Below are 25,068 nucleotides of genomic sequence, written 5' to 3'. Positions count from 1 at the left end.
AACATGCATTTAAAAAGGATATCCAATGCCAAACTGAAGCACAGGGCTTCTCATATTAGAAGTAATGAACCAGCCATCATTTTGTGGTTTTATAAATTCATCCGATGCATACAAAGGATCCTTTAACCGCCAGCCAAAGTCGAACCGTAATAAAAAAAACTTAAAATCCAACCTAAGCCCTGCACCGCCGGCCACCGCAATATCTTTATACAATCTGCCGATGTCAAACACAGCGTATTTAAATTCAGGACTGGAAGACCTTCTTACCCAAACGTTGCCGATATCGGTAAACAAAGCACCCCGCAGCCAGTAGCCATATACAGGAAAAATGTCGAACCGGTATTCAATATTTCCTTCTAACTGTATATCGGCATACCTGTCGTCAAACTTTTTCTCTACTACGCCAGGCGGATCGGTTGTAATAGTACGAACCCTGAGGGTATCATAAAAAATGCTGGAGCCGGGCCCAAGTTTACGCAATTGCCATCCCCTCATGCTGTTAGGGCCGCCGGCAAAAAACTGCCTGAAGAACGGGAGGGAAATATCTCCCTGCCGGTTTTCTGTTTTAAAGCCAAGTCCGTACCCGGCAAATGCCCTGTACGCCCACATTGATTTTGCATGCGTAACATAATGCCTGAAATCTGCGCTTACTTTTATGAAGCGGTATAATTGTCCAAGCGGTTCCCTGTTCGCTGTTTGTTTTTTAAACAGCTCACCTATCAGTAGTCCCGACTCTTCACCATACAATCTCAAAAAATTAAATACCCGCGGATTGGAAGCATTGAACCTGCGGGTATAGGTTCCGTTAATCCCCATAATAAGCCCGTTGTTATAAGAATACGAAAGCAGCGGATAGTCGCGGATCAGCTCTTCAAAACCAAGGTCAATATTATAAATACGGGTAAACTCAACATTAGGAAACCTGATCTGCCAGTTAATGTTGGCTCTTTTCTGAAATTCATAACCGAGATAAGCATTAATCGTATTGATCTTATAATATTTATACCGGTCTATATACGACCCGTCTAAGTTCACATAAGTTCTCGCGTTCAAAAAATCTTCCTGGTTCTTTAGCCTGAATGGGGTGAGTAAGCGCGGGAAAATAAGCCGGTTGCTTAACCCCACTTCTGTAGAAAGTATCTTCCGGAAATCCGTAAATTCAATACCGGTTCGCAGTACGTTTTCTAATTGCAGCGCCTGGCGGGCTACATTCCTGTTCTTTAGCTGGAAATTAATCGCCAGTCCTTTATTACCGGCATTATACAGTTGGTTTTGTGCAGAAAGTATGCTTGACCCTTCAAAGTCGGCGCTGAAAAAATATTTTTTGGCAGGAACCATCCGGATAAAAAAATCCACTACCGGTTCAATAGAATCCACAGGACGAGCATTAATGGTTACATTTTGCCAGGCCTCAATGCGGTTGAAGTTGAGCAATGTTTTATTGAAATTGGATGCACGAAACAAATCGCCGGGCTTCAGTGCAATTCTTTTTGCCAGGAAAGAGGGCTTAAAAAGATTATAACGGCTGTAAATGCTGTAACCGCCATATTCGGTTCGCCGGAGACCCCGCCGTGCGCCTGTCATTAGCTCTGCCGGCTCATCGGGGAATATCACAACATTGCCCACTTTATATAATTGCGTAATGGTACTGTCTTTTAAAGGTATTTCCAGGATGGCAATATCTATAGTGGGATTTTGACGCTTCTGCTGCGCTTCCACCTGGAGCCGTATTTGTTCAAATGGATCTGCAGACGCGTCTATCAGCGACACATTTACGGTATCTAACTGCGCTTTGAGCATTTCCCGGTTGATCCGGTAATAACCATTATTACGAAATACATCTATCAGCCGGTTCAGCTCTTCATCAATTTTTTGTTTGCTGAAAGGATCCGACTTTTTCAAAAGTGATTTATCATTGTTTTCCCTTACCAGCCTTTGCAATGTGGTATCGGTAAAATGGTAGCTTATGGAATCTATGCGAAACACATTCCCCGCATTAATATAATAATGCACCTTCAACCGGTACTGATCTGGTTTCTCATTACGGATAACCGTATCCACCTTATTCCATTCAGCATATACATCACTCCGGTAATAGCCGTTATTGTGCAGCAGGTTATTCATATTCTCAACAGACCGCTTAACATAATTACTGTCGAACACAGCCGGGTTGCTGAGCACATGCCGTACAAATAAAACGCTCTTAAAAACGGGCTTTACGCTATCCTCTATCTGGGCTTCCAGTTTATTTTCCAGCTCTTTTTTTTCAGCGGAACTTATTTTGCCGTTAATGCTTATTTCATTTTCAAAAACAAAGGGCTTATACGGATGGTATTTTTTAACTACCGTACATGATGATGCCAGTGCTGCAATGATTATGATGAAATAGAAATGATTGAAGAAAGAAGAATGTATTTTTGTTGGTGGATCAGGCATAAATAAAAATAAGGATGCTCAGCAAATCAAGGGTCAAATATATCCAAAGTTTATACCATAAAAAATTAAGGGATGAAGAAGAATGTTTTGTAATTGAAGGCCCCAAAATTACGGAAGAATTCCTGTTACAGGCGCCGGGCAGCATACTTGCGCTATATGCTGTTAAAAATTGGCTGGGCGATAACGATATACTGTTAAAAAGGATGAATCCATCCGCTATTTTCAGCATAGAAACGACCGATCTGGAAAGAATCTCTTCCCGCAGCACCCCCAACCAGGTACTTGCCATTGTGCAAAAAAAGAAAGACAGGCAGGAGACTATTGTTCCTCCGGGCGTTTTCTTAATGCTGGATGGCATCCAGGATCCGGGTAATTTTGGTACCATAGTGCGTATAGCCGACTGGTTTGGCATTAGCACCATATTATGCAGCATTGAATGTGCCGATCTGTATAATCCCAAGGTCGTTCAATCTACCATGGGAAGCTTACTGAGGGTAAATGTAATATATACGATCCTTACAGACTGGTGCAAAACAAATGCCGGTGTTGATATTTATGCGGCAACATTACATGGAAAATCAATATATCACTGCTCCCCGCTAACGCATGGCGCCATCCTGATGGGCAATGAGGCCAAAGGCGTTCATCCTGAGCTATTAGGCTTCTGCAAAGAACAGGTAACCATACCCCGGACCGGAGAGGCAGAATCTTTAAATGCGGCGGTAGCCACAGGTATCATACTGTCTCACCTGATAACGCATTAGCATAAAAAATGTTCCTGGTATTTGTGATATTATACTTTTTATTAACTTACCATTTAACGAATAAATTTTCAACCAATGGCAATTCAATGGACAGGCGTTTATCCCGCGCTTACTACAAAATTTACGGCTGAAGACGCATTAGATCTCCCGCTTTTTGAAAAGAATCTCAACGCGCAGCTAAAAGCAGGTGTTAGCGGCATTATACTGGGTGGCACCCTGGGCGAAGCCAGCGTATTAACGGAGCAGGAGAAAGAGCGGCTTGTGAAATTTGCTGTTGAAAAAATACAGAACCGCATACCCGTAGTTTTGAATATAGCCGAAGGTGCTACCCGCGAAGCTATACAACAGGCGGCATTGGCTAAAGCATGGGGCGCCAACGGGCTGATGCTATTGCCTCCCATGCGGTATAAAAGCGATCACAGGGAAACGGTTACCTATTTTAAAAGTGTTGCCGGTTCCACCGATCTGCCTATCATGCTCTACAATAATCCCAATGACTATAAGATTGAGATCACGCTGGAAATGTTTGAAGAGTTAAAGGCAGTAAAAAATATAGAAGCGGTTAAGGAATCTACCCGCGATGTAACCAACGTAACGCGAATGATCAACCGCTTCGGTAAACGGTTTAAAATACTTTGCGGTGTAGATACGCTTACTTTTGAAGAGCTTGCACTGGGTGCTGATGGATTGGTGGCCGGACTGGTATGCGCTTTCCCCGAAGAAACCGTTACCTTATACCGGCTGGTAAAAGAGGGGAAATATGAAGCTGCCTTAGCGTTATACCGCTGGTTCATGCCCCTGCTTGAATTAGACATTCACCCTAAACTGGTGCAATATATTAAGCTGGCGGAAACCCAAACCGGCATCGGCAGTGAATATGTACGGGCGCCCCGCTTAGCGCTTATTGACACAGAAAGAGAACGTATACTGAAAGTGATCAATGATGCGCTATCCACCCGCCCGGTTACCGGCGGTGGCTGATCCCACAGACTCTCACCGTTTATACTTCTCACGCCTCCCTTCTCATAATTCACTATTCACCACTGACTACTCATCATTTACCACTCACCAAAATGCCGTACCTTGGCGCATCAAAAAATAAGGAATGAACGATATTAATATGGTAATGCAAAACGCCCTGGATGCGTTTAACAGCTATAAGACCCTCAGCCCCGCGGAACGCGCCGGTTTTTTAAATGAAATAGCCACAGCAATAGAAGCGGCAAGGGAATTGCTGGTACCCGTAGCGCATGAAGAATCCAATCTTCCTCTCCCCCGCTTAAACGGAGAACTGAGCCGTACTACTAACCAGTTAAAAATGTTTGCCCGCCTTGTTGAAGAAGGCAGTTGGGTGGAAGCAGCTATTGATACCGCAGATGCAACCCGCACACCGCCCAAACCCGATACCCGTAAAATGCTGTTACCTGTAGGCCCTGTAGTGGTTTTTGGCGCCAGTAATTTTCCGTTTGCCTTTTCTACTGCCGGCGGTGATACGGCAAGCGCACTGGCATCGGGCTCCTCCGTAGTTATTAAAGGACATTCGGCGCATGCCCGAACTTCGCAGCTCGTTTTTGAAGCTATACAAAAGGCCATCGCAACAACCGGCGTACATGCCCATACCGTACAGCATGTATTAGGTTCCGGCAGTACTGCCGGTAAAGCGCTGGTTATACATCCCAACACAACTGCTGTGGGTTTTACCGGCTCATTCGGTGGTGGCAAAGCATTATGGGAATATGCCAACCAGCGGGAGACGCCTATCCCGGTTTTTGCGGAAATGAGCAGCATTAACCCCGTAGTGTTTTTACATGACACCCTGCAGCAAAACGCGGCAGCATTAGCCAAAAGTTATGCCGCATCCATTACCTTGGGCATGGGGCAATTTTGCACCAATCCGGGCCTGCTGGTTGCCGTGCAAAGTAATGCATTGGATAACTTTTTGACCCTGCTGGGCACTGAAATCACACAAATCCTTCCGCAAAAGATGCTGCATAGCGGTATTCATGCAGCCTACAGCAAAGGATTGAATACGGCATTATCGCAAATAGGAATAGAAAAAATAGGACAGGCTGCAAAAGCTGCCGGTGAAGAAGAAGCTTTTCCAACAGTAGCGAAAGTAAAAGCAAATATCTTTTTACAAAACCCGCATTTCCGCGAAGAAGTTTTTGGACCTTATTCCTTAGCGGTTTGCTGCGATAATAAAGAAGAATTAATGGCTGTACTGAAACAACTGAAAGGGCAGCTAACCACCACCGTTATGGCTACGGATGCCGATATTACCGCTAACCGCGATATTATTGATCTGCAAACCACGCTGGCAGGAAGAATCATTTTAAATGATGTGCCCACAGGCGTTGAAGTATGCGCCAGCATGGTACATGGCGGCCCCTACCCTGCCACTACCGACAGCAGGTTTACTTCAGTTGGCACCACCGCTATTAAACGCTGGGTACGCCCGGTGTGTTTCCAGGGTTTTAAAGACAACATGCTGCCCGATGCGCTGAAGAACAACAATCCGCAAAATATATGGAGAATAGTGAACAATGAATGGACCAATGCAACCATCTAAATGAAAAAAACTTTCTTCTGCATAGATGCCCATACCTGCGGTAACCCTGTGCGTTTGGTAGCAGGCGGAGGACCCGTATTGCAGGGAAGCAATATGAGTGAAAAGCGGCAGTATTTTTTAAAGCATTACGACTGGATAAGAAAGGGACTGATGTTTGAGCCACGCGGCCACGATATGATGAGTGGCAGTATTTTATATCCGCCGCATGACCCAGAAAATGACGTGGCTGTGTTGTTTATAGAAACCAGCGGTTGTTTACCTATGTGCGGTCATGGTACTATCGGCACTATAACCATTGGACTGGAGGAAGGATTGATTGTACCGAAAACACCCGGCACTGTACGCATGGAAACACCTGCCGGACTGGTGCAGATCAGCTACAAACAGGAAGGCAGCAAAATAAAAAGCGTTAAGCTCACCAATGTACCGGCATTTCTTGCCGCGGAAGAGTTAACCGTTGACTGTGCTGAACTGGGGGAACTGGTAATTGATGTGGCGTACGGCGGTAATTTTTATGCTATAGCAGATGTTCAGCCCCATTTTAAAGGGCTGGAACATTATACTGCCGGTCAGCTCATTGCATGGTCGGGCGAATTGCGTAACCGCATCAATCAAAAATATGAATTTGTACATCCCGATGATCCTACTATAAGAGGCTGCTCCCATATTTTGTGGACAGGCGCCGTTCTGAATAAAAGATCCACCGCACGCAACGCCGTTTTTTACGGCGATAAAGCCATAGACCGCAGCCCGTGCGGCACAGGCACCTCTGCCCGTATGGCACAATGGTATGCCAAAGGCAAGCTCAAAAAAGGAGATACTTTCATTCATGAAAGCATCATCGGCTCTACGTTTACCGGAACCATAGAAGAAGAGCTGAATGTGCACGGCAAACCCGCTATTCGCCCTGGAATTGAGGGTTGGGCCAGGATTTACGGACACAATACCATTACTATTGATCCCGAAGATGATCCTTACGCTTACGGCTTCCAGGTGATATGAAGTAAGAAGGAGTAAGTGATAAGTAGTAAGGTGCACTCCCATTCTGCCTTATCTTTGCAATTCATCTGTTCATTACATCAATTATACCGTTATGAGCTTAGGTTATTTCAGCTATCCTTTACCGGCAAATGAACCTTTGCTGAGCTATGCAGCAGGCAGCGCAGAAAAGATCATCCTGAAAAAAACACTGGCGGAGCTTAAAAAAGAAACGGCAGATATACCGATGTATATCGGCAGCAAAGAAGTAAGAACGGGTAAAAAAGTGGCTATTCGTCCGCCGCATGAGATCAGCCATGTATTAGGATATTTTTATGAAGGCAATGAAAAGCACGTGCAACAGGCTATTGATGCAGCGCTGGCAGCCAAAGCGGCATGGGCCGGTATGAGCTGGGAGAACAGGGCGAATATTTTTTTGAAAGCCGCCGATCTCATGGCAACAAAATACCGTTCTTCTATGAACGGCACTACTATGCTTGGGCAAAGCAAAAATGCTTACCAGGCAGAGATAGATTCAGCCTGTGAACTCATTGATTTTTTAAGGTTTAACGTACATTACCTCAGCGAAATATACAAGCAGCAGCCGGTTAGCTCCGCGGGAGTACACAACCGTATGGAATGGCGCTCACTGGAAGGATTTGTGCTTGCGGTTACGCCGTTTAATTTTACCGCTATCGGGGGCAACCTGCCCACTTCGGCAGCCATGTGTGGTAATGTGGTAGTGTGGAAACCGGCCAACGCCCAGGTTTTTTCAGCGCAGCTATTCATGCGCATTTTAAAAGAAGCCGGGCTGCCCGATGGAGTGATCAATTTAATATACGTGGACGGACCTGTACTTGGGAAAATTTGTTTTTCGCACCGCGATTTCGCGGGAGTTCACTTTACAGGTTCTACGGCCGTATTTAACACGATATGGAAAACGATTGGAGAAAATATTGCTTCCTATAAAAGCTACCCGCGTATTGTGGGAGAAACAGGCGGAAAGGACTTTGTGATCGTTCATAAAAGCGCTGACGCGGATATTGTAGCAACCGCTTTATTGCGTGGGGCTTTTGAATACCAGGGGCAAAAATGCTCTGCCGCTTCAAGAGCCTATATTCCTGATAATATTGCTGCTGACGTGAAAAAGAAGCTGGTGGCCGGTATAAAAAGTTTCAAAATGGGAACAGTGGAAGACTTTTCTAATTTCATTAATGCGGTTATTGATGAAAAAGCTTTCGATAAAATAAAAGCATATATAGATAACGCGAAAAAAGACAAAAAAGCGGAAATACTGGCAGGTGGCAAGTGCGATAAAAGCAAAGGCTATTTTATTCAGCCCACCATTATTGAAGCAAAAGAGCCCAAATATGTTACGATGTGCGAAGAAATCTTTGGCCCGGTATTAACCATTTATATATACCATGCCGGCAAGTTTGAAGACGCGCTGCAATTGGTTGACGAAACCTCTTCCTACGGTTTAACAGGCTCCGTTATTGCCCGTGACAGGGCAGCGGTAGCGCTGGCCACGGATAAACTTCGCCATGCGGCCGGTAACTTTTATATTAATGACAAGCCTACAGGCGCCGTGGTAGGACAACAGCCCTTTGGCGGCGCCAGGGCCAGCGGCACCAACGATAAAGCCGGCAGTATGCTTAACCTGTATCGCTGGCTGAGCGCCAGAACCATTAAGGAAACCTTTAATCCGCCGGCAGATTACGCGTACCCCTTTTTAGGTGAAAAATAAATTACATTCGCTGTTAAAATATTCATGCATTGAAAATCATTCTCGATCCCTACCAGTTAAACCTTACGATACAGCGCCTGGCGTACGAGATCATTGAGCGGCATAGTGATCTGTCAAATACTGTATTGATCGGTATTCAGCCCCGTGGCGTTTTTTTATCGGACAGGATCGCCGCTCACATCCGGAAGCTCTATCCTGCCATTGATGTAAAATATGGTAAATTAGATATTACCTTTTACCGCGATGATGTGCGCAACGAACTGCATGCTGCCAATAAAACAGATATTCCATTTTCTATTGAAGAAAAAAAAGTTGTGCTCATTGACGATGTGCTGCATAAGGGCAGAACCATACGGGCAGCCTTAGACGCTTTACTTACTTTTGGGCGGCCACGCCAGGTAGAGCTTTGCATATTGATTGACCGCCGCTTCAGTCGCGAATTACCCATACAACCCGATTATTGCGGTAAAGCCATAGATTCCATTATTTCGCAAAAAGTAACAGTAGAATGGGATAAGGAAGAGGTGGTATTATACTGAGAGCGGCTACCAACCATTTCATTGACTATTGACTATGATAGAACTCATCAAACGTACAAAACTGGTATATGCTGTATACAACTTCTTTCATAAGCGCGAACTGGCGCATAATGTGCCGTTGTATAAAAAATTAGGATTTATTGGCTTATTGTGCCGGCAGTCAGTCTAAAAAAACACATTTATCGGTAACTCGTATTAGTCGTATCAGCCTGCACAACCTTTACAGCAACCCAGGAATAGTATTGACCCGCGCAACCATTAGAGGCAATTCATCGTATGCTCAAAACTAACCTCAGGAAACTTGCACACGGCAGCATTTTATTGTAACTTAAATATTCCATTCCTGTGTTATTCCTTTTCTACGAATGACATCTTACTTCCATTTGTTAACAATTAAAGCATATGTAAATGCGCATTCCAATTTTAATCCTTCCGGTATTATAAGAGGGCAGGTTCGTTAATATGATACATAAAAAGCGCTGATATATACTATACCAGCACTTTTAGAAAAAAACGTAAAGGTAAATACCTTGCTTTAGTACCTGAGCGTGTTTAATTACATTAACCTATAACACGTTCCTTTCAAACTTTTTATTATGAAAAAGGAAAGGAACCAGGAAAGAAGCGCCAATTCCCATAATAATAATAACACCTAATAACAAGCCCCTGAATTGCACGGTCATCTCATGATTTACGGAACGGTTCACTCCTTCCGCCTGCCAGGCCAAAAACACAGTAAGGAGGGAAAACAGAATGATAAAAACCAATTCACCTTTTGCTGACGCTTTTGTAAGTGCAAAATAAATCAGTCCAATCACAATGAAGAGGATGTTCACCCCAAAAATAATAGAAGCAACATTAATGATATCTGTTGGCATAAACCCTGTTTCGGTCCGGTAAACAAGGTTATAGGTTAAGCAAATGAAAGTGCTTATAATACCCACAAAAAGTCCGGTTAAGAAGGCTTTAGAAAACGGGGTTTGAAAATTTTCGTATTCCATATACTTTATCTTTTAAAGTGAAGAAGCGCGGTGACATGATTTAAGCAGGTAAACTGCAGAAGAAAAAGGACAACGCAAATTTACAAAAAAACAGGGGTATCGTTCCTGCACATGCATCCGTGCAGGTGCTGATCAGATGGAGCAACACGCCCGAAGCCCTTAACGCAACAGGCATAACCAGCGTTGGTTAACTGTTTGTTATTAGGGACGAGCTGAGTTTCTTAATGATGAAACGTATAGGCGTAACCAAGTGTTATAAACAAACCTCCTGTGCGACTTTTACCATTGGCTTTGGTATCTTTTTGAATAGTTGTTAAACCATAGGCTCCTCTTGCATCTAAGATTATTTCACCGGAACCCCCAACCGGGTAGGCTAACCCGATTCCTCCTGTAATACCCAAATTAACCGGGTTGATATCCTTCTTGATATCGGTATCAGCCTTAAAAGACTGGGAAGGCAATGGTTGTCCCTGCATACTTAGTGGCTGGGTAGCTCCCTTATCAAAATAAAGCCGGCTATTGCCATTTGTTTTTTGAGAAGCGTTCAGTAAAATACCAATATAAGGCCCTGCATTCAGGTAATACTTTAGTGTACTGCCCCATCTGAATTTTGCCGTAACCGGAATTTCGAGATAATTTAAAACAGATTCATTTTTGAAATCCGCATACAGTATGGTGCCAGGTGGCAGCATTTGCGACAGCGCGGGAGGAATAGCCGTAACCGGCTGCATACCTTGTCTTTTTCCGCCCTGCCCGGCGTAATTAACAGCCGCTTTTACGGAGAATTGCTGCGTTATGCCTATATCGGCAAACAGTCCAAAAGTAGCTGCAAGCCTTGATGAATAATCCTTGCTGATTTCATTGTCTCCGCTGCTTTTTAACTGGGGAATACTAATACCCCCGTTAATGCCCGCCGATATGGTTTGGGAAAATAATGAACCGGGTAAAAAAACACAACAGCAAATAATGCATAGTGCAATATAATTTTTCATACTGTTTCATTTAATATAGTCAAATTACCTTCTAAATTAAGAAAGAAACAACCGTACCAGAATTAATCTTCTGCACATGAGCACCTAACCATGTGCTGCCTGGTCTAACCACATATATTATTTAGGAGAAATTTACGTTTTATGGTAAATCCGGTATCGTGAAAAAGACCATCTTCATTTTTATAGCGTATGCGTATATACAAACCATTGCAGCGCAAACCGCTTTCGACAGCTCTGTAGTATTAGTACCCCAGGCAGCCAACATCATTACCGCTTCCACTATCGTTAAAATTGAAAACCTGGGCATTAATATCAATTCTGATTTGCCGGAACTAAGACCAACCATATCGGCAGATGGCAACCTGCTGTTCTTTATCTGCCAAAACCATCCGGCCAATACAAAATTCCGTTCTGTGCCCAATTCGCAGGACATATGGTATTCCAAAAGAGATAGCCTGGGCAACTGGAGTGAGGCGCGGCATATGCGTTCTCCTTTAAACAGCACACATTATAACGCCGTGTACTGGATATCGCCCGACAATAACAGGATTTTAATACGCGGCGCATTTACCGAAGGCGCTTTTCTGGGTAAAGGTGTAAGCATGAGCCATCTGCAGGCAGACAGCACCTGGAGCCCTCCGGATATGCTGTACATTAAAAACTATGAAAAGTATGATAAAGGACGTCAATCCGGTGCTACCATGGCCCACGACGGTCAAACACTTTTATTGTATATGACCCCGGAAAGAGGTAGTCCGGATAATGATCTGTTCGTATGCTTTTTAACAGCCGATGGTACATGGACTGAACCCAAAACACTGGGTAAGAAAATAAATTTACCGGCATATGATGAAATGACGCCTTACCTGGCTGCGGATGGCGTAACCTTATATTTTAGCAGTAACCGGCCGGGCGGATTGGGAGATAATGATATATGGATGACCAAAAGATTAGATAAATCATGGCAAAAGTGGAGTGAACCGGTTAACCTCGGCAGTCCGGTTAATACGGAGGATTGGGACGCATTTTTTACACTGGACGCGGGCGGTGAATACGCCTATTTAACCACTAACCTGGATACCTATGGCGAAAGCGATATTGTGCGGGTAAAATTACTGGAGAAAGAAAAGCCTAACCCCGTGGTATTGGTGAGTGGCAATGTGTATAATGCAAAAACCAAACAACCGCTGAGCGCTTCCCTTATATATGAAACGTTACCGGATGGAACAGAAGCTGGAAACGGTGTGTCTAATCCCTCAGACGGCGCGTTTAAAATGGTGTTACCTTATGATAAGAATTACCTCATAAGGGCAACGGCGGATAAGTTTTTTGCGCAGTCAGAAAACCTGAACTTAGACTCTTTAACCAAAGCGGGATATAAAGAGATACATAAAGACCTCTATCTTTTTCCTATTGAAATTGGGCAGGTAGTACGGCTGAACAACGTATTCTTCGATTTTGATAAATGGGATCTGCGCGCCGAATCCTACGTAGAATTAGACAGGGTGGTAAAGTTGCTGAAAGAGAACCCTGCCATAGAAATAGAAATGAGCGCCCATACCGACAGTAAAGGCTCCGATGAATATAATTTTACATTAAGCGATAACAGAGCCAGGTCTGTAAGGGATTATATCCTTTCTAAAGGCATAACCGAAAGCAAGATCATTTCGCAGGGATATGGCGAAACAAAGCCCGTGGCCACTAATGATACGGATGACGGAAGGCAATTGAACAGGAGAGTTGAATTCAAAATTCTGAAGAATTAGTGTCACCTGGGAAAACTATTCCTTTGGAAAATCTGGATCCATTTTTACTTCTTCAATTTGCAGGGTATACAAAAGAAAATCATCTGTTGAGTTAATACATTTAAAAAGAAGAACATAGGCCTGTATTCAGCCAGCCTGGACTATAAAATCAAGGCCAGGCCTAACTTACAAACATCTGCCTTTAAATAGCAGGAAATTTCGTACTTTTGAAAGGACACGCGAAAGGCTTCATCACTTTTCCTGCAATCTCTTCACCTGAAAAAACAATCAGTTAAACATTAAGTAAAATTATATTTATGGCAGAAACCTGGAGTAAAAAAGAAAGAGAAAAGAAAAAACAACAAAACAAGAAAGAAAAGGCTGAACGCAAACAAGAACGAAAGGAAAATTCAAAATCCGGCAAGAGTTTAGACGATATGCTGGCCTATGTAGACGAAAACGGGAACTTTTCATCCACTCCTCCGGATCCCCGGAAAAAAGTAAAGATTAACGCGGAAGATATTGAGATTGGGGTTCCAAGGCAGGTACCTGTTGACCCGGCAGATCTTATCCGGAAAGGAATCGTTACCTTCTTTAACGAATCGAAGGGCTATGGATTTATTAAGGACAAAGAAACACAGGAAAGTGTTTTTGTGCATATCAATTCATTGTTAGAACCGGTTAAAGAACACAGCAAAGTAACCTTTGAAGTTGAAATGGGACCTAAAGGCGCTAATGCCGTTAATGTGAAGCTTTCTACTTAATACTTTAAAATACAGATCCTGTAATTGGCACGCCAGTTTCTGTAAATGCCGCTGTAGCCTGCTGCCGTACTTTTTTAGCCTCCCTTTCTTTTTCCTGGTGCTGTAATGCATCTGCCAGCCCGGTAAGCGACCATCCGTTATTAGGATTTACAGTCAGATCTTCCCTGTATACTTTTTCAGCGGCTGCATATTGTTTAGCTTTTAGCAAAGCGTGTCCCAGGTACTGCCTTGCAGGATGCGGCCAATCTTTCGGCTCATTATACAGCATACCGGTTTCCTTATTCACTGCCTCTTCCAGCAGCCTGGCTGCCTGGGCGTACTGGTTGCTTTCTTCTGCAATAACACCTTCCAATATCTTTTCGGCTACCTGCACTGCTGCAATACCAGGATTAAAAGCAGGAGGACTTTCGTGTAATAAAGCGGAAGACATACTATCGCGCATATACTGCAGTTCCATTTTGGCCGCTTCAAGCCGTTGATTCCGGGCATAAGCCAACCCCCGCCCATAATGCCGTATAATATTCGCATATGACCGGGAATTACTGGTAGCAGGCGTTTTCAATATCTCATCCCATTTACCAAAACGGATTTGGGTAAAAAAGGGTGTCATATACACGTACTGCGCATACATGCCAAAATAGCCCCCTGCATCAAGCCATGAACTATCAAAACTATTTTTTGCATCTTCCGATATTTTCAATGCGGCTGCGTAATCACCAGCCATATTAGCACAACTTGCCTGCATATGAAGGTTATGGACGATATAAATAAACGCATTATTAACTACAGGCGGATATTGGGCAAGATACCGGTAATATCCCTTCACCGCATTTTCATTAACCTGCACTCCCCTGCTGTAAAAACCGGAACGGATATAAATATGAGAAGGCATGTGCACCAGGTGTGCCAGGCCGGGCATCATAGCGCCCAGCCGGTTGGCAACAGCCAATCCTCTTTCAGGATGCTCCGACCCTTCAATAGCATGAATATAATAATGACTTGCTCCCGGGTGATCAGGAAATTGCTTTACCAACTGCTCCAGCACACGTACGATCTCCGGCGTCCAGGGTTTGGGTTTATACAACCGGTCATACAAATTCCAAGGATGCTGCACCATTAACGCGTCGGCATATAAAGCGGCGGCATCGCCACTCTGTGGAAAGGTTTCATGCACTTTCTTCATTGCACCGGCATACAACTGGTTTAAATATGCTCTTGTTTGTGTGGTGTCGGCAGAATACCGGGTTTGCATGGCGGTAATCAATGCTTTTTCAACAGGGGTGCAGTTACCGCATAGTTCGGCCGCCTTTTGCACTGCGGCCAACGCTTCAGGCGATGCAGCATAGCCAAAATCGTTGATATTGGGGCCATAGGCTAAAGCCTTTCCCCAGTGCCCCATAGCAAAATTCTTATCAAATTGTACAGCTTTTTCAAAAGAGGCCAGGGCTTCAATAATGTGAAAGCCATAATACATATTGATGCCCTGCTGAAAATATATCGCGGCGCTATCATTGATTACCGTTACCGGCATACGATGTTTTCCCCAACCATCCAGCAACGGAATGATATTGGCGCTGTCATTAAAATTAATGCCGGAAAGGTTGGGGCTACAACCCAGTGCATATTGTTTTTTATAGGATTGTATAGCCTGCGGGGTTTGATAAACATAAGCAGCGCCAGGCGTTTTGAAAAGAAAAAATAACAAAGATCCGATAAAAGAGGTAAGCACGAGAATAATATAATTTCTCATAGCTGTAAATTTTAGTGGCTATAAGATACGAAAGTTGTTTCGGGATTTATAATAAAAGGCCCCCTTCTCTTCAGGACAGATATTTGTTTTATTATGTGCCTGCAGTGTTTCTGTTTTGCCACAGAAGTACGTAGATGCACATGGGTTATCTGTAATGCTGATAGCAGCCAATACTTCTTTTAAAAATCTTTAAAATTCCATGGCGCACGGTAAGGTCTTGAGATCATCAGGTTAGCCGAATCATCATCAAACTTTTCCTTCCTGGGGTTCCACTTCAGCGGCCGTTGCAGTTCATAAGCGATGTTTACCGCATTACACACGGTAGCTGTACGATGCCCGATCTCCACATCCGCAATAGGTTTTGTTCTTTTTTTGATGGCATTGATCCAATCCTGGTGATGGTTATCGCTGTGGTATAGTTTCTTATCGGATGATTTAAGCTGCAAACCAACAATATGGGCAGGGTTCGAACGTAAAAACGACCTTGACACTTCTATTGTACCCTCTGTACCTATAAACTGGATGGCATTTCCCTCTCCCCATTGCTTATGATTAACCACAATTCCATTAGCATAAATAAAAGACAGGCCACTTTCTGCGCCGGGGGTTGAAGGCGGATTAAATTCCACCGGGCCCGAATGATCCATATCCAAAGCCCATTGTACAATATCAAACATATGGGCGCCCCAATCGGTAATATAACCACCCCCAAAACCTTTGTAACCCCTCCACCAGGCCCAGGAATTATCTTCAATGGGTGGCGATAATACGGGATTGTAGCCCCGGTATAATGAAGGTCCGATCCATGTATTCCAGTCGAGGTATTCCGGAACAGGCAGGGAAGGCAGATCGCATTCTTTTACCGGCTCACCAACCGACACATTAATTTCTTTTACCTGTCCTATATACCCATTCTGCACCAGTTCACTTGCCTGTCTGAAATATTTCTGGGAACGCTGCATACTGCCGGTTTGTAATACCCGCCTGTATTTTCGCACCGCCTCAACCATTGCCCTCCCCTCCGCAATAGTTAAGGCAAGCGGCTTTTCGCAATAAATATCTTTTCCTGCTTTTGCCGCGTCAATAGTTACCTGGGCATGCCAGTGGTCAGGGGTAGCTACTACTACCGCGTCAATATCTTTACGCTCCAGCAACTCCCGGTAATGGGCATACGGAGTTACATCCGCGCTTACTTTTTTTGCATTAGCGGCTTTTGCAAGGTTTACAAAATGCTCCAGCTTCTTTCTATCTACGTCACATGCCGCCAGCGTTATCGTTTCAGCAACACCCGTAATAGCATTCAATAAACCTCTTGCCTGTTTTCCATTACCAATATAACCCAGGTTAATACGGTCATTGGGCGCTACATAGCCCCTGCCACCTAATACATGCCGGGGAACAATGGTAAATGCCGCCGCGCCAAGCAAGGTGTTTTTTATAAATGTTTTTCTGTGCATCTGCTTATGAGTTTAGAATTGAACCTTAAATATAAACAGAATTCATATACTACAATGCAGTAACTCACGGTATTGGTTCCGCTCTACATAAACCGCAATCCAAAAATAGATATTGCCATTGCTGCCAGATAAAAAATAGACAGGAGGAATTGATGATACGCCTATGGTAGTAACTTTTGAGCTGAATGCCAGCCCGGACGACCCGGTGGGGCGTGGGAAATGATTTATGGGATTGAATGCAGGCATTTATGCAGATGAAAAAATTCGAGATTGAAAAACTGGTAAATGCATAAACTGCTATATACCTGGCGCTATCAGTGCGTAGTTCCCTGGGTGGCTAATCCCACCCAGGGAACTACGTATAAATTATTTTGCTCTGCGAAAATCAAATGCTCCTTTTCTCAAATTCCGGAAAATTCCAAACCAATTGTTTGCCTTCAAAAATCATAATGTCTTTCTCCTTCCGGAATTTTTTCCACTAAAAAAATATTAGCCAATATGCCGTCCAGTGCCTGGTGTAGATCTTTCTTGTCTGGAACAGCGTCAAAAAACATACCGGATAGTTCGTGTGTTTTAAGCGCTTTTATTTCTGTTATTAATTTTTTTGCTTCAATAAGGTATTCCTGCTCATTTTCACAGGAGGAAGCCAGTAAACCAAATGGCAATGAGAGGTCGTGATTAAACTTTTCGGCCTCCACTATTATTCCCTCGTACGCTTCTGAAGATAATTCATCTGTATCCATAATAATTTGTATGTGCTGTTATAAAAGAAATGTGAAGTGAGATCAAAATACAGGCGGATGATTTTGAAACCTACAGCGTACCCCGAAAATCACTATCTCTTTCCGCCCTGATCCCGGGCAAACTCAAAATTCTATTTTATTAAATATCATATATAAACATGTCGAAACTCATAGCCGCAAATATCTGAAATATTAAACCGGTTTCGTAACTTGCCCCCGTGAAACGGCTTACCGGCATATTGCTGCTCTCTTTACATATCCTGGCATATACAGAATGTCACCAGTTGCTGCGTATTCCATACTTAATGCAGCATTTTCAGCAGCACCGTACAGCCGATCCCCATATGAACTTCAGTGCATTTATTAAAATACATTACCTCGAACCGGTTAAAATTACCGATGATTTCAAGCAGGATCAGCAACTGCCTTTCCGAAATGTAGATTGCCATATGATAAACAGTACAGTTTGCATTTACGAACCTGCTACCGTTGAAATTGATCCGCCTGTTGAAATACCGGCTGTATTTTATTGCTATAATGAAACCAATAAGCCCCAGTTTTCTTCCTTCGGCATTTTTCAACCCCCACGCCAGGCCTGCATAATATAGACTGACCATTTTATTTACAGGCCAAATTATTTTACATGTTAAATACTATTATTCGCTTTTCCGTAAGGAACAAGCTTATTGTAGGTTTATTTACCCTGGCGCTCATTGTGTGGGGTACCATAGACCTGAAAAATTTACCTATTGATGCCCTGCCGGATATTACCAGTAACCAGGTGCAGATCATTACTGTATCGCCTTCTTTAGCCGCGCCAGAAGTGGAAAGGCTGATTACTTTTCCGCTGGAGCAGGTTAATGCCAATATCCCCGGACTAAAAGAAATGCGCTCCATTTCAAGGTTTGGCTTATCGGTAGTAACCGTTGTGTTTAACGATAACACGGATATATACTGGGCCCGGCAACAGGTAGGCGAAAGACTGAACCTGGTGCGCGAACAAATACCATCCGATGCAGGTAATCCTGAACTGGCGCCCACTACCACAGGTATTGGAGAAATATACCAATACGTGCTGCGTCCTCAAAAAGGGTATGAAGGAAAGTACGACCTGGCTGAGCTGCGCTCCATGCAGGACTGGATCGTTCGCCGGCAATTGCTGGGTACACCTGGTGTTGCGGATGTGAGCAGTTTTGGAGGCTACCTGAAGCAATACGAAATAGCCGTGCAGCCCGATCATCTTAAGAGCATGAATGTTACTATTGCCGATGTATTTACCGCATTGGAAAAGAACAACCAGAACTCCGGCGGCGCTTATATTGAAAAAGGTCCGGCAGCACTGTTTATCCGAACAGAAGGATTAGCCACTACTACTGCTGAACTGGAAAAAATATTTGTAAAACATACCAGTTCCGGTATACCCGTATATATGAAGGATGTGGCGGAAGTACGCATTGGGCATGCTATACGGTACGGCGCCATGACCTATAAAGACCAGGGTGAAGTAGCCGGAGCGGTAGTATTAATGCTGAAAGATGCCAATGCCTCGCAGGTGATTGAAGATGTGAAAAAGCGAATTGAGCAGATAAAAAAAACGCTGCCGGAAGGCATTGTGCTTGAAACGTTTTACGACCGTACTAAAATGGTGGATAATGCCATTGGAACGGTAAAAACAAATTTGCTTGAAGGAGCCCTCATCGTAATTTTTGTGCTGGTATTGTTCCTGGGCAATTTAAGAGCGGGTTTAATTGTGGCATCCGTTATTCCCTTGTCGATGCTCTTTGCCGTTATTTTAATGAACCTCTTTGGCGTATCGGGCAATTTGATGAGTTTGGGCGCATTGGATTTTGGATTGATCGTAGACGGCGCGGTCATCATTGTGGAAGCGGTGTTGCACAGACTTGGACACAACAAACAGTTTGCCGGTTTAACCCGTATAACGCAAGCCAGGTTAAACGAAGAAGTAAGCTCTTCCGCGGGTAAGATGATGAACGCCGCGGTATTTGGACAAATCATTATCCTTATCGTGTATTTACCCATTCTTACCCTTACAGGTATCGAAGGAAAAATGTTCCGTCCCATGGCGCAAACAGTTTCTTTTGCGCTGATTGGCGCCTTTTTGCTTTCGCTTACCTATGTGCCCATGATGTCATCGCTGTGCTTAAACAAAAAACTTTCGCACAAAGATACCTGGGCCGATAAGATGATGAACGTATTGCAGGGCTGGTACCAGCCGCTATTGAAAAAGGCGCTGACTTTTCCGAAAATGGTAGTAGCATTTGCCATACTGTTACTTGCTGTAGCTGTTTTTATCATGAGCCGGCTCGGCGGCGAATTTATTCCCAAACTGGAAGAAGGCGATTTTGCCGTAGACGCACGTTTGCTTGCAGGGAGTTCCCTGACCGAAACAATTAAGGAGAGCCAAAAGGCAGTGGCCATTTTACAAAGCCGTTTCCCGGAAGTGGAAAAGATTGTAACCCGTATTGGCGCCAGCGAAATTCCTACCGATCCTATGCCACTGGAAATGACGGATATAATGATCACGTTAAAACCTAAAAAAGAATGGACTTCCGCCACATCTTTTGATGAGTTGGCCAATAAAATGAGCAAAGCGCTGGAAGTGGTTCCCGGTATCACACATGGTTTCCAGTACCCGGTACAGATGCGGTTCAACGAGCTGATATCGGGCGCACGCCAGGATATTGTTTGCAAAATTTTTGGAGAAGACCTGGACAGTCTTTCAGCTTACGCTAACTATATGGGTAATATTGTATCTACCGTAGAAGGCGCCCACGACATTTATATAGAAAGCGTCACGGGTTTACCCCAGATCGTAATCAAATACAACCGGGAAGCTATGGCGCACTACCAGTTAAATATTTCGGACGTGAACCGCATGGTGCGGACGGCGTTTGCGGGGGAAGCTGCCGGTATCATTTACGAAAATGAACGACGCTACGATCTTGTTGTACGGCTGGAGGATGAAGGAAGAAAAGACCTTTCCGATGTGCAGCAACTCCTCATCCCCACTCCTGCCGGTCTGCAGGTGCCGTTGTACCAGGTGGCATCGGTTGATATAAAAGAAGGTCCTAACCAGATTCAGCGTGAAAACGCGCAGCGCAGGATTATTGTAGGTTTTAATGTAAGGGGAAGGGATATAGAGTCGGTGGTAGATGAACTAAGCAGAAAAGCAGATAATCAATTAAAATTGCCGGCTGGTTATTATATAAAATATGGCGGGCAGTTTGAAAACCTGGTAGAGGCCACACAGCGTTTATCCATTGCCGTTCCTGTAGCGCTGCTGCTCATACTGGTGATGTTGTATTTCGCATTTGGCTCGCTGAAGTATGGGCTGCTGATCTTCTCCGCTATTCCTTTATCTGCTATTGGCGGCATACTGGCTTTATGGGCAAGGGATATGCCTTTCAGCATTTCAGCGGGAGTAGGCTTTATCGCCCTGTTTGGTGTAGCGGTATTAAATGGTATTGTTTTGATTACAGAATTCAACCGCTTAAAACAAACAGGTATTCAGAACATACAACAAATTATTATGGAAGGAACAAGAATAAGGCTTCGCCCTGTGCTGATGACGGCAAGCGTGGCCTCGCTGGGCTTTTTACCCATGGCATTGAGCCAGGGAGCCGGCGCTGAAGTGCAGCGGCCATTAGCCACCGTTGTAATTGGCGGATTGATCACCGCCACCCTGCTTACCCTGCTGGTACTGCCGGTTTTATATAGCTGGTTCGAAAAAGGAGGAATGAAAAAAATCAAAATCAAACCTGCGGCAACTGTTGTATTATTTTTACTGCTATGCGGTTCTGTGCAAAGCCAGCAAAGGCTAACGCTGGATGAAATGCTGAAAATGGGGAGTGCGCAAAACCTGCATTTGCAATCATTAAAAAAGGAAGCCGGTTACTGGGAACAATTACAGTCTGGCGTTTTTGACCCCGGTAAAACCCAGGCAGGCGGGGAATACGGCGGCATTAACGGCATACAAAAGGATACCCGTTTTTTTGTAAGTCAGGATTTTAACCTGCCGGTAGTATATCGCCGGCAGCAGCAATTGTATAAAAGCCGGCAAACCGCACAGGAGCAATTAGTCAACTGGAAACAGGCTGAATTGCAGCGGGAGATCAAACTGGTGTTTTATGCACTGATTGACGGACAGGAAAGAAAGCAGCTATTACAACGTTTAGATTCGGTATATAGTCGTTTTCAGCAATCGGCAGACCTGCGCCTGAAGGCGGGGGAAAGCAATGTGCTGGAAAAAACTACGGCAGACGCGCAGTTGCAGCAGTTACAATTACAGCAGCAGCAACTAAACGCCGATATACTGCTATTGCAGCAGCAATTGCAATGGCTGCTCCGTACCGACGCACTTTTGCTTCCGGCGTATACTTCCTTAAAAATGGAAAGTACTATTCTGGCAGACAGCGCCAGTGTTACTGCCCACCCCCAAATACAGTATAGTCAATTGCAGGAGAAAATAGCAACGGCACAAACCGGTGTTGAAAAAGCAAAGCTGTCGCCCGATTTTGCTGTTGGCTACAGTAACCAATCCATTATTGGCTATCATAGCGCCGACGGCGTTCATCAAAAGTACTACAGCGGCAGCAACCGTTTTCACATTGCCAGTCTTACCGTGGGTATTCCTTTATTTAACGGCGCTGCAAAAGCAAGGATTAAAGCCGGCAGAATACAGGAAGAAGTGGCAGGCATCAATACAAAGGCTACGGAGCAATTTATAAAGCATAACCTGCAGCAACTTACAACGACATACCAAAAAGAGCAAAACAATCTGCAGTATTATGAAAACACCGGGTTACAACAGGCAGAACTGATCATACAAACCGCGAAGCTCAGTTTTGAGAATGGAGAGATCAGCTATTTAGAATGGACAACGCTGATGAACAACGCGGTATCCATCCGGCTAAACTATATAGACGCGGTGCATCAGTACAATCAAACACTTATTGAATTAGAATACTTAACCGGAAAATAAAACTTATGCGTTATTTATATATCATTTCATTGCTGACACTGATAACAGCCTGCACTTCAAAAAAGCAAACAGAAGAAAAGCTGCATACGTTACCGGAAAATACCGTAACGCTTAGCGCAGAACAAATTAAAAGCGCGGGTATTGAAACAGGTATTATACAAAAACAATTGCTGAACAGCGAGCTTAAAGTACATGGACTGGTGGATGTGCCCCCGCAAAATATTGTTTCTATCAGCTTTCCCTTAGGTGGTTACCTCAAAAACACGAAGCTGCTGCCAGGCATGCACGTAAACAAAGGAGAAGTAATTGCTATTATGGAAGATCAGGCCCTGATACAATTGCAGCAGGATTACCTGATAGCACAGGCAAAACTGCAGTATGCGGAAAAGGATTTTGAACGGCAGAAGATGCTGAATGAGAATAAAGTAAATGCCGACAAAGTGTACCAGCGCGCGCAGGAGGAGTTTACTTCGCAAAAAGCGCTGGTAAAAGGATACAGTGAAAAGCTGAAACTGGTTGGTATTAATCCGGGCAAGCTGAATGAAAATACGATTTCGAGAAGCGTTCCTTTGTATTCGCCCATTAATGGATTTGTGTCGAAAGTAAATATTAACATCGGGAAATATGTAAACGCGTCAGACGTGTTGTTTGAACTGATTAACCCTGCAGATATTCATGCTGTGCTTACCGTGTTTGAAAAAGATCTGGCCAAAGTAAAACCCAAACAAAAAGTAATGGTCACTTTTGTAGATGATCCTTCCACTGAATATGAGTGTGAGGTATTGCTGGTAACTAAAAATGTTGACGACAACCGCAGCGCCCTGGTACATTGCCACTTTGAAGAAGAGCCCCAACAATTATTGCCCGGCATGTTCCTGAATGCCCGTATTAAAGTGAGTAACGCGGAAGTAACCGCCGTACCCGAAGCCGCCGTAGTGCGGTATGGTAGTGATGAGTTTGTGCTGGAAGACAAGGGAGGCAACAGCTTCTATCTTTTGCCTGTTCAAACAGGTATGAAAGAAGGAGGGATGGTAGAAGTTGCAGGCAAAACAGGCGATTTGAATGGCAAAACAGTGATCATTAAAAACGCCTATGCAGCATTGTCGCAGATGAAGAATGCGGGAGAAGAAGACTGATTTGAGATTTCATATTTGATATTTGAAATGCAGAGAAGGCTGTCTGAATGCTGAAAGCCATGCAGTATGAATTTCAAATCATAAACCTGCCTGACGGCAGTCAGGTCTTAAATTCAAATTATCTTATAATTTCTCCTTTCAACCGCAGCAGTTCCGTTTCAGAAAGCTTGGTATTATATCTTGCAGCAATGAGGCGGTCATAAGCATCCTGCAGGCTTTTTTGCGCTTCGCGCAGTTCAAGATAGGTAGATATCCCCTGCCGGAAACGTTCCAGCGCAATCATCACGTTTTCCTTGGCCAGCTCAATATTTTCTTCTTCCAGGTTAAGAGCGGTAACCTGATATTGGTAACTGTTATAAGCTACTTTAATCCAGATATTTACCAGGCTCTTTTGTTTGGATACGGCAATGTCCTGGTATTCCACGTCTAATTTTGCCTGCTGTATATTTCGGTTAACGCTTAAATTATTGAGTATAGGAATGGAAGCGGTAAATCCAAAATTATATCCTTTATTACGGCTGAAAGTAGAAGCAAAGGGGTTTATATTATTATGGTTCTCATTACGTGTAAAATTATAGGCCGATACAAAAGAAATAACCGGCCACCGCGAAGCCTTTGCTTCTTTCAGGGAAATCCTGGCAATATCCGCGTTCTTCAGTGCCTGTAAAATAGTAGGATTGGAAGTTTCCACCTGGTTCTGAATATCGGATATATTCATATCCAGTTCCAATGGAATGGAGTCAGCCACTTCATATACTGCCGGCAATTGCATGCCGGTTAACTGATTCAACTGATCTCTTAACCGGATCATGATCGTTTGCTGCTCAAGGTGGGCCGCTTTCTGTGCATTCAGATCTACCTTAGCCTGCAGCAGTTCCGGCTTTGTACCTAACCCCACTGATAATTTCCTGTCGGCCAGTTTCACCCTTTCTTCATTAATAGACATTTGTTCCTCAATTGCTTTAAGCAACTGTTTCTGCCGCACAATAAGATAATAATTATTAATGATCTCCGCGGTAGTGTTCACCACCTGCGCTTTGAGGTTAATGCTTCCCAGGTTATATAATTCATCAATCCTTTGTTTGGTGGCGAACATTTTTAACCCGTCAAATAAAGTCCAGTTTAAATTGACAGCAGCATTAATATTGCCTGTTTTAATGCCCGAGCCTTCAACATCGTCTCTTGTATCAAATTTTTGCTTCTGTGCCGAGGTAGACCACAGGGTACCTGCTGTTGCATTTATATTTGGCAGGAAAGCGCCATATACATAACGCTTATCTGTAGCTGCAGCTACGGAATCATTGCTTAATAACAATATATCATAATTACTATGCAGTCCGGCGGCTATCGCCTCCTGCAGCGTAATCATCTGCTGTCCCTTTACCGTAATATGTAAGCTGCATGCTATTGTAACGATGCTGATGATTCTTTTCCACTCCATAACT

Annotated in this window: 19 protein-coding genes; 12 read left to right on the top strand and 7 right to left on the bottom strand. The window is 44.0% G+C overall.

Translation table 11 applies throughout. The annotated features are described in order from the left end of the window. Positions 1 to 9: 9 nt before the first annotated feature. Complete coding sequence (tamL, locus tag PLE34_RS15095; protein WP_324558287.1) at positions 10 to 2,436, bottom strand: translocation and assembly module lipoprotein TamL; 2,427 nt, start codon at positions 2,434 to 2,436, stop codon at positions 10 to 12. Positions 2,437 to 2,450: 14 nt separating this feature from the next. On the opposite strand from tamL, the gene PLE34_RS15090 reads away from it, so the two are divergent. The 7 genes from PLE34_RS15090 (at position 2,451) to PLE34_RS15060 (ending at position 9,202) form a co-directional block, all read left to right on the top strand. Next, positions 2,451 to 3,200 carry a TrmH family RNA methyltransferase gene (locus PLE34_RS15090; RefSeq protein ID WP_324558286.1) on the top strand — a complete coding sequence of 250 codons (750 nt, stop codon included), beginning with the start codon at positions 2,451 to 2,453 and terminating at the stop codon, positions 3,198 to 3,200. A 75-nt stretch (positions 3,201 to 3,275) separates the two neighbouring features. Then, the gene (locus PLE34_RS15085) at positions 3,276 to 4,181 is read left to right on the top strand and encodes a dihydrodipicolinate synthase family protein (protein WP_324558284.1); all 906 of its coding nucleotides are present in this window, start codon (positions 3,276 to 3,278) and stop codon (positions 4,179 to 4,181) included. A 124-nt stretch (positions 4,182 to 4,305) separates the two neighbouring features. Then, a complete protein-coding gene (locus PLE34_RS15080) occupies positions 4,306 to 5,769 on the top strand; it encodes an aldehyde dehydrogenase (NADP(+)) (protein WP_324558283.1) in 1,464 nt (487 codons plus the stop codon). Next, positions 5,770 to 6,771 carry a 4-hydroxyproline epimerase gene (locus tag PLE34_RS15075; protein WP_324558281.1) on the top strand — a complete coding sequence of 334 codons (1,002 nt, stop codon included), beginning with the start codon at positions 5,770 to 5,772 and terminating at the stop codon, positions 6,769 to 6,771. A 91-nt stretch (positions 6,772 to 6,862) separates the two neighbouring features. Further along, on the top strand, positions 6,863 to 8,494 hold the full coding sequence (gene pruA / locus PLE34_RS15070; RefSeq protein WP_324558279.1) for an L-glutamate gamma-semialdehyde dehydrogenase: 1,632 nt from the start codon (positions 6,863 to 6,865) through the stop codon (positions 8,492 to 8,494). 29 nt (positions 8,495 to 8,523) lie between these two features. Further along, positions 8,524 to 9,033 carry a bifunctional pyr operon transcriptional regulator/uracil phosphoribosyltransferase PyrR gene (pyrR, locus tag PLE34_RS15065; protein WP_324558278.1) on the top strand — a complete coding sequence of 170 codons (510 nt, stop codon included), beginning with the start codon at positions 8,524 to 8,526 and terminating at the stop codon, positions 9,031 to 9,033. 34 nt (positions 9,034 to 9,067) lie between these two features. Beyond that, the gene (locus PLE34_RS15060; RefSeq protein ID WP_324558276.1) at positions 9,068 to 9,202 is read left to right on the top strand and encodes a hypothetical protein; all 135 of its coding nucleotides are present in this window, start codon (positions 9,068 to 9,070) and stop codon (positions 9,200 to 9,202) included. A 397-nt stretch (positions 9,203 to 9,599) separates the two neighbouring features. On the opposite strand, the gene PLE34_RS15055 is transcribed toward PLE34_RS15060, so the two are convergent. Beyond that, positions 9,600 to 10,034 (bottom strand): hypothetical protein, encoded by a 435-nt coding sequence (locus PLE34_RS15055; RefSeq protein WP_324558275.1) that lies wholly within the window; start codon positions 10,032 to 10,034, stop codon positions 9,600 to 9,602. Between the two features lie 221 nt (positions 10,035 to 10,255). After that, entirely contained in the window at positions 10,256 to 11,026 is a 771-nt protein-coding gene (locus PLE34_RS15050) for a porin family protein (RefSeq protein WP_324558274.1), read from the bottom strand. Between the two features lie 158 nt (positions 11,027 to 11,184). Here PLE34_RS15050 and PLE34_RS15045 point away from each other — a divergent pair, with 158 nt between their 5' ends. Together PLE34_RS15045 and PLE34_RS15040 are read left to right on the top strand one after the other, a co-directional pair. Next, the gene (locus tag PLE34_RS15045; RefSeq protein ID WP_324558272.1) at positions 11,185 to 12,792 is read left to right on the top strand and encodes an OmpA family protein; all 1,608 of its coding nucleotides are present in this window, start codon (positions 11,185 to 11,187) and stop codon (positions 12,790 to 12,792) included. Between the two features lie 296 nt (positions 12,793 to 13,088). Next, complete coding sequence (locus tag PLE34_RS15040; protein WP_324558270.1) at positions 13,089 to 13,535, top strand: cold-shock protein; 447 nt, start codon at positions 13,089 to 13,091, stop codon at positions 13,533 to 13,535. 4 nt (positions 13,536 to 13,539) lie between these two features. Here the strand turns inward: PLE34_RS15040 and PLE34_RS15035 are convergent, their stop codons facing one another. From PLE34_RS15035 to PLE34_RS15025, 3 genes are all read right to left on the bottom strand, one after another. After that, positions 13,540 to 15,285 (bottom strand): hypothetical protein, encoded by a 1,746-nt coding sequence (locus tag PLE34_RS15035; RefSeq protein ID WP_324558268.1) that lies wholly within the window; start codon positions 15,283 to 15,285, stop codon positions 13,540 to 13,542. Between the two features lie 179 nt (positions 15,286 to 15,464). Next, a complete protein-coding gene (locus PLE34_RS15030) occupies positions 15,465 to 16,742 on the bottom strand; it encodes a Gfo/Idh/MocA family protein (protein WP_324558266.1) in 1,278 nt (425 codons plus the stop codon). Between the two features lie 437 nt (positions 16,743 to 17,179). After that, positions 17,180 to 17,485, bottom strand: coding sequence for a hypothetical protein (locus PLE34_RS15025; RefSeq protein ID WP_324558264.1), 306 nt, complete (start codon positions 17,483 to 17,485; stop codon positions 17,180 to 17,182). 218 nt (positions 17,486 to 17,703) lie between these two features. On the opposite strand from PLE34_RS15025, the gene PLE34_RS15020 reads away from it, so the two are divergent. From PLE34_RS15020 to PLE34_RS15010, 3 genes are read left to right on the top strand one after another with little or no spacing between them, the layout of a single operon-like run. Then, positions 17,704 to 18,093 carry a hypothetical protein gene (locus tag PLE34_RS15020; RefSeq protein WP_324558262.1) on the top strand — a complete coding sequence of 130 codons (390 nt, stop codon included), beginning with the start codon at positions 17,704 to 17,706 and terminating at the stop codon, positions 18,091 to 18,093. 35 nt (positions 18,094 to 18,128) lie between these two features. Beyond that, complete coding sequence (locus tag PLE34_RS15015; RefSeq protein WP_324558261.1) at positions 18,129 to 22,487, top strand: CusA/CzcA family heavy metal efflux RND transporter; 4,359 nt, start codon at positions 18,129 to 18,131, stop codon at positions 22,485 to 22,487. A gap of 5 nt (positions 22,488 to 22,492) precedes the next feature. Continuing rightward, a complete protein-coding gene (locus PLE34_RS15010) occupies positions 22,493 to 23,623 on the top strand; it encodes an efflux RND transporter periplasmic adaptor subunit (protein ID WP_324558259.1) in 1,131 nt (376 codons plus the stop codon). A 118-nt stretch (positions 23,624 to 23,741) separates the two neighbouring features. Here the strand turns inward: PLE34_RS15010 and PLE34_RS15005 are convergent, their stop codons facing one another. Then, on the bottom strand, positions 23,742 to 25,064 hold the full coding sequence (locus tag PLE34_RS15005) for a TolC family protein (RefSeq protein WP_324558257.1): 1,323 nt from the start codon (positions 25,062 to 25,064) through the stop codon (positions 23,742 to 23,744). Between the last annotated feature and the right edge of the window lie 4 nt (positions 25,065 to 25,068).

The organism is Agriterribacter sp., assembly GCF_035445465.1.
Lineage (GTDB): Bacteria > Bacteroidota > Bacteroidia > Chitinophagales > Chitinophagaceae > Agriterribacter.
Note: the sequence above shows the minus strand (reverse complement) of the source record. Positions and strands in the feature narration are given on the sequence as shown.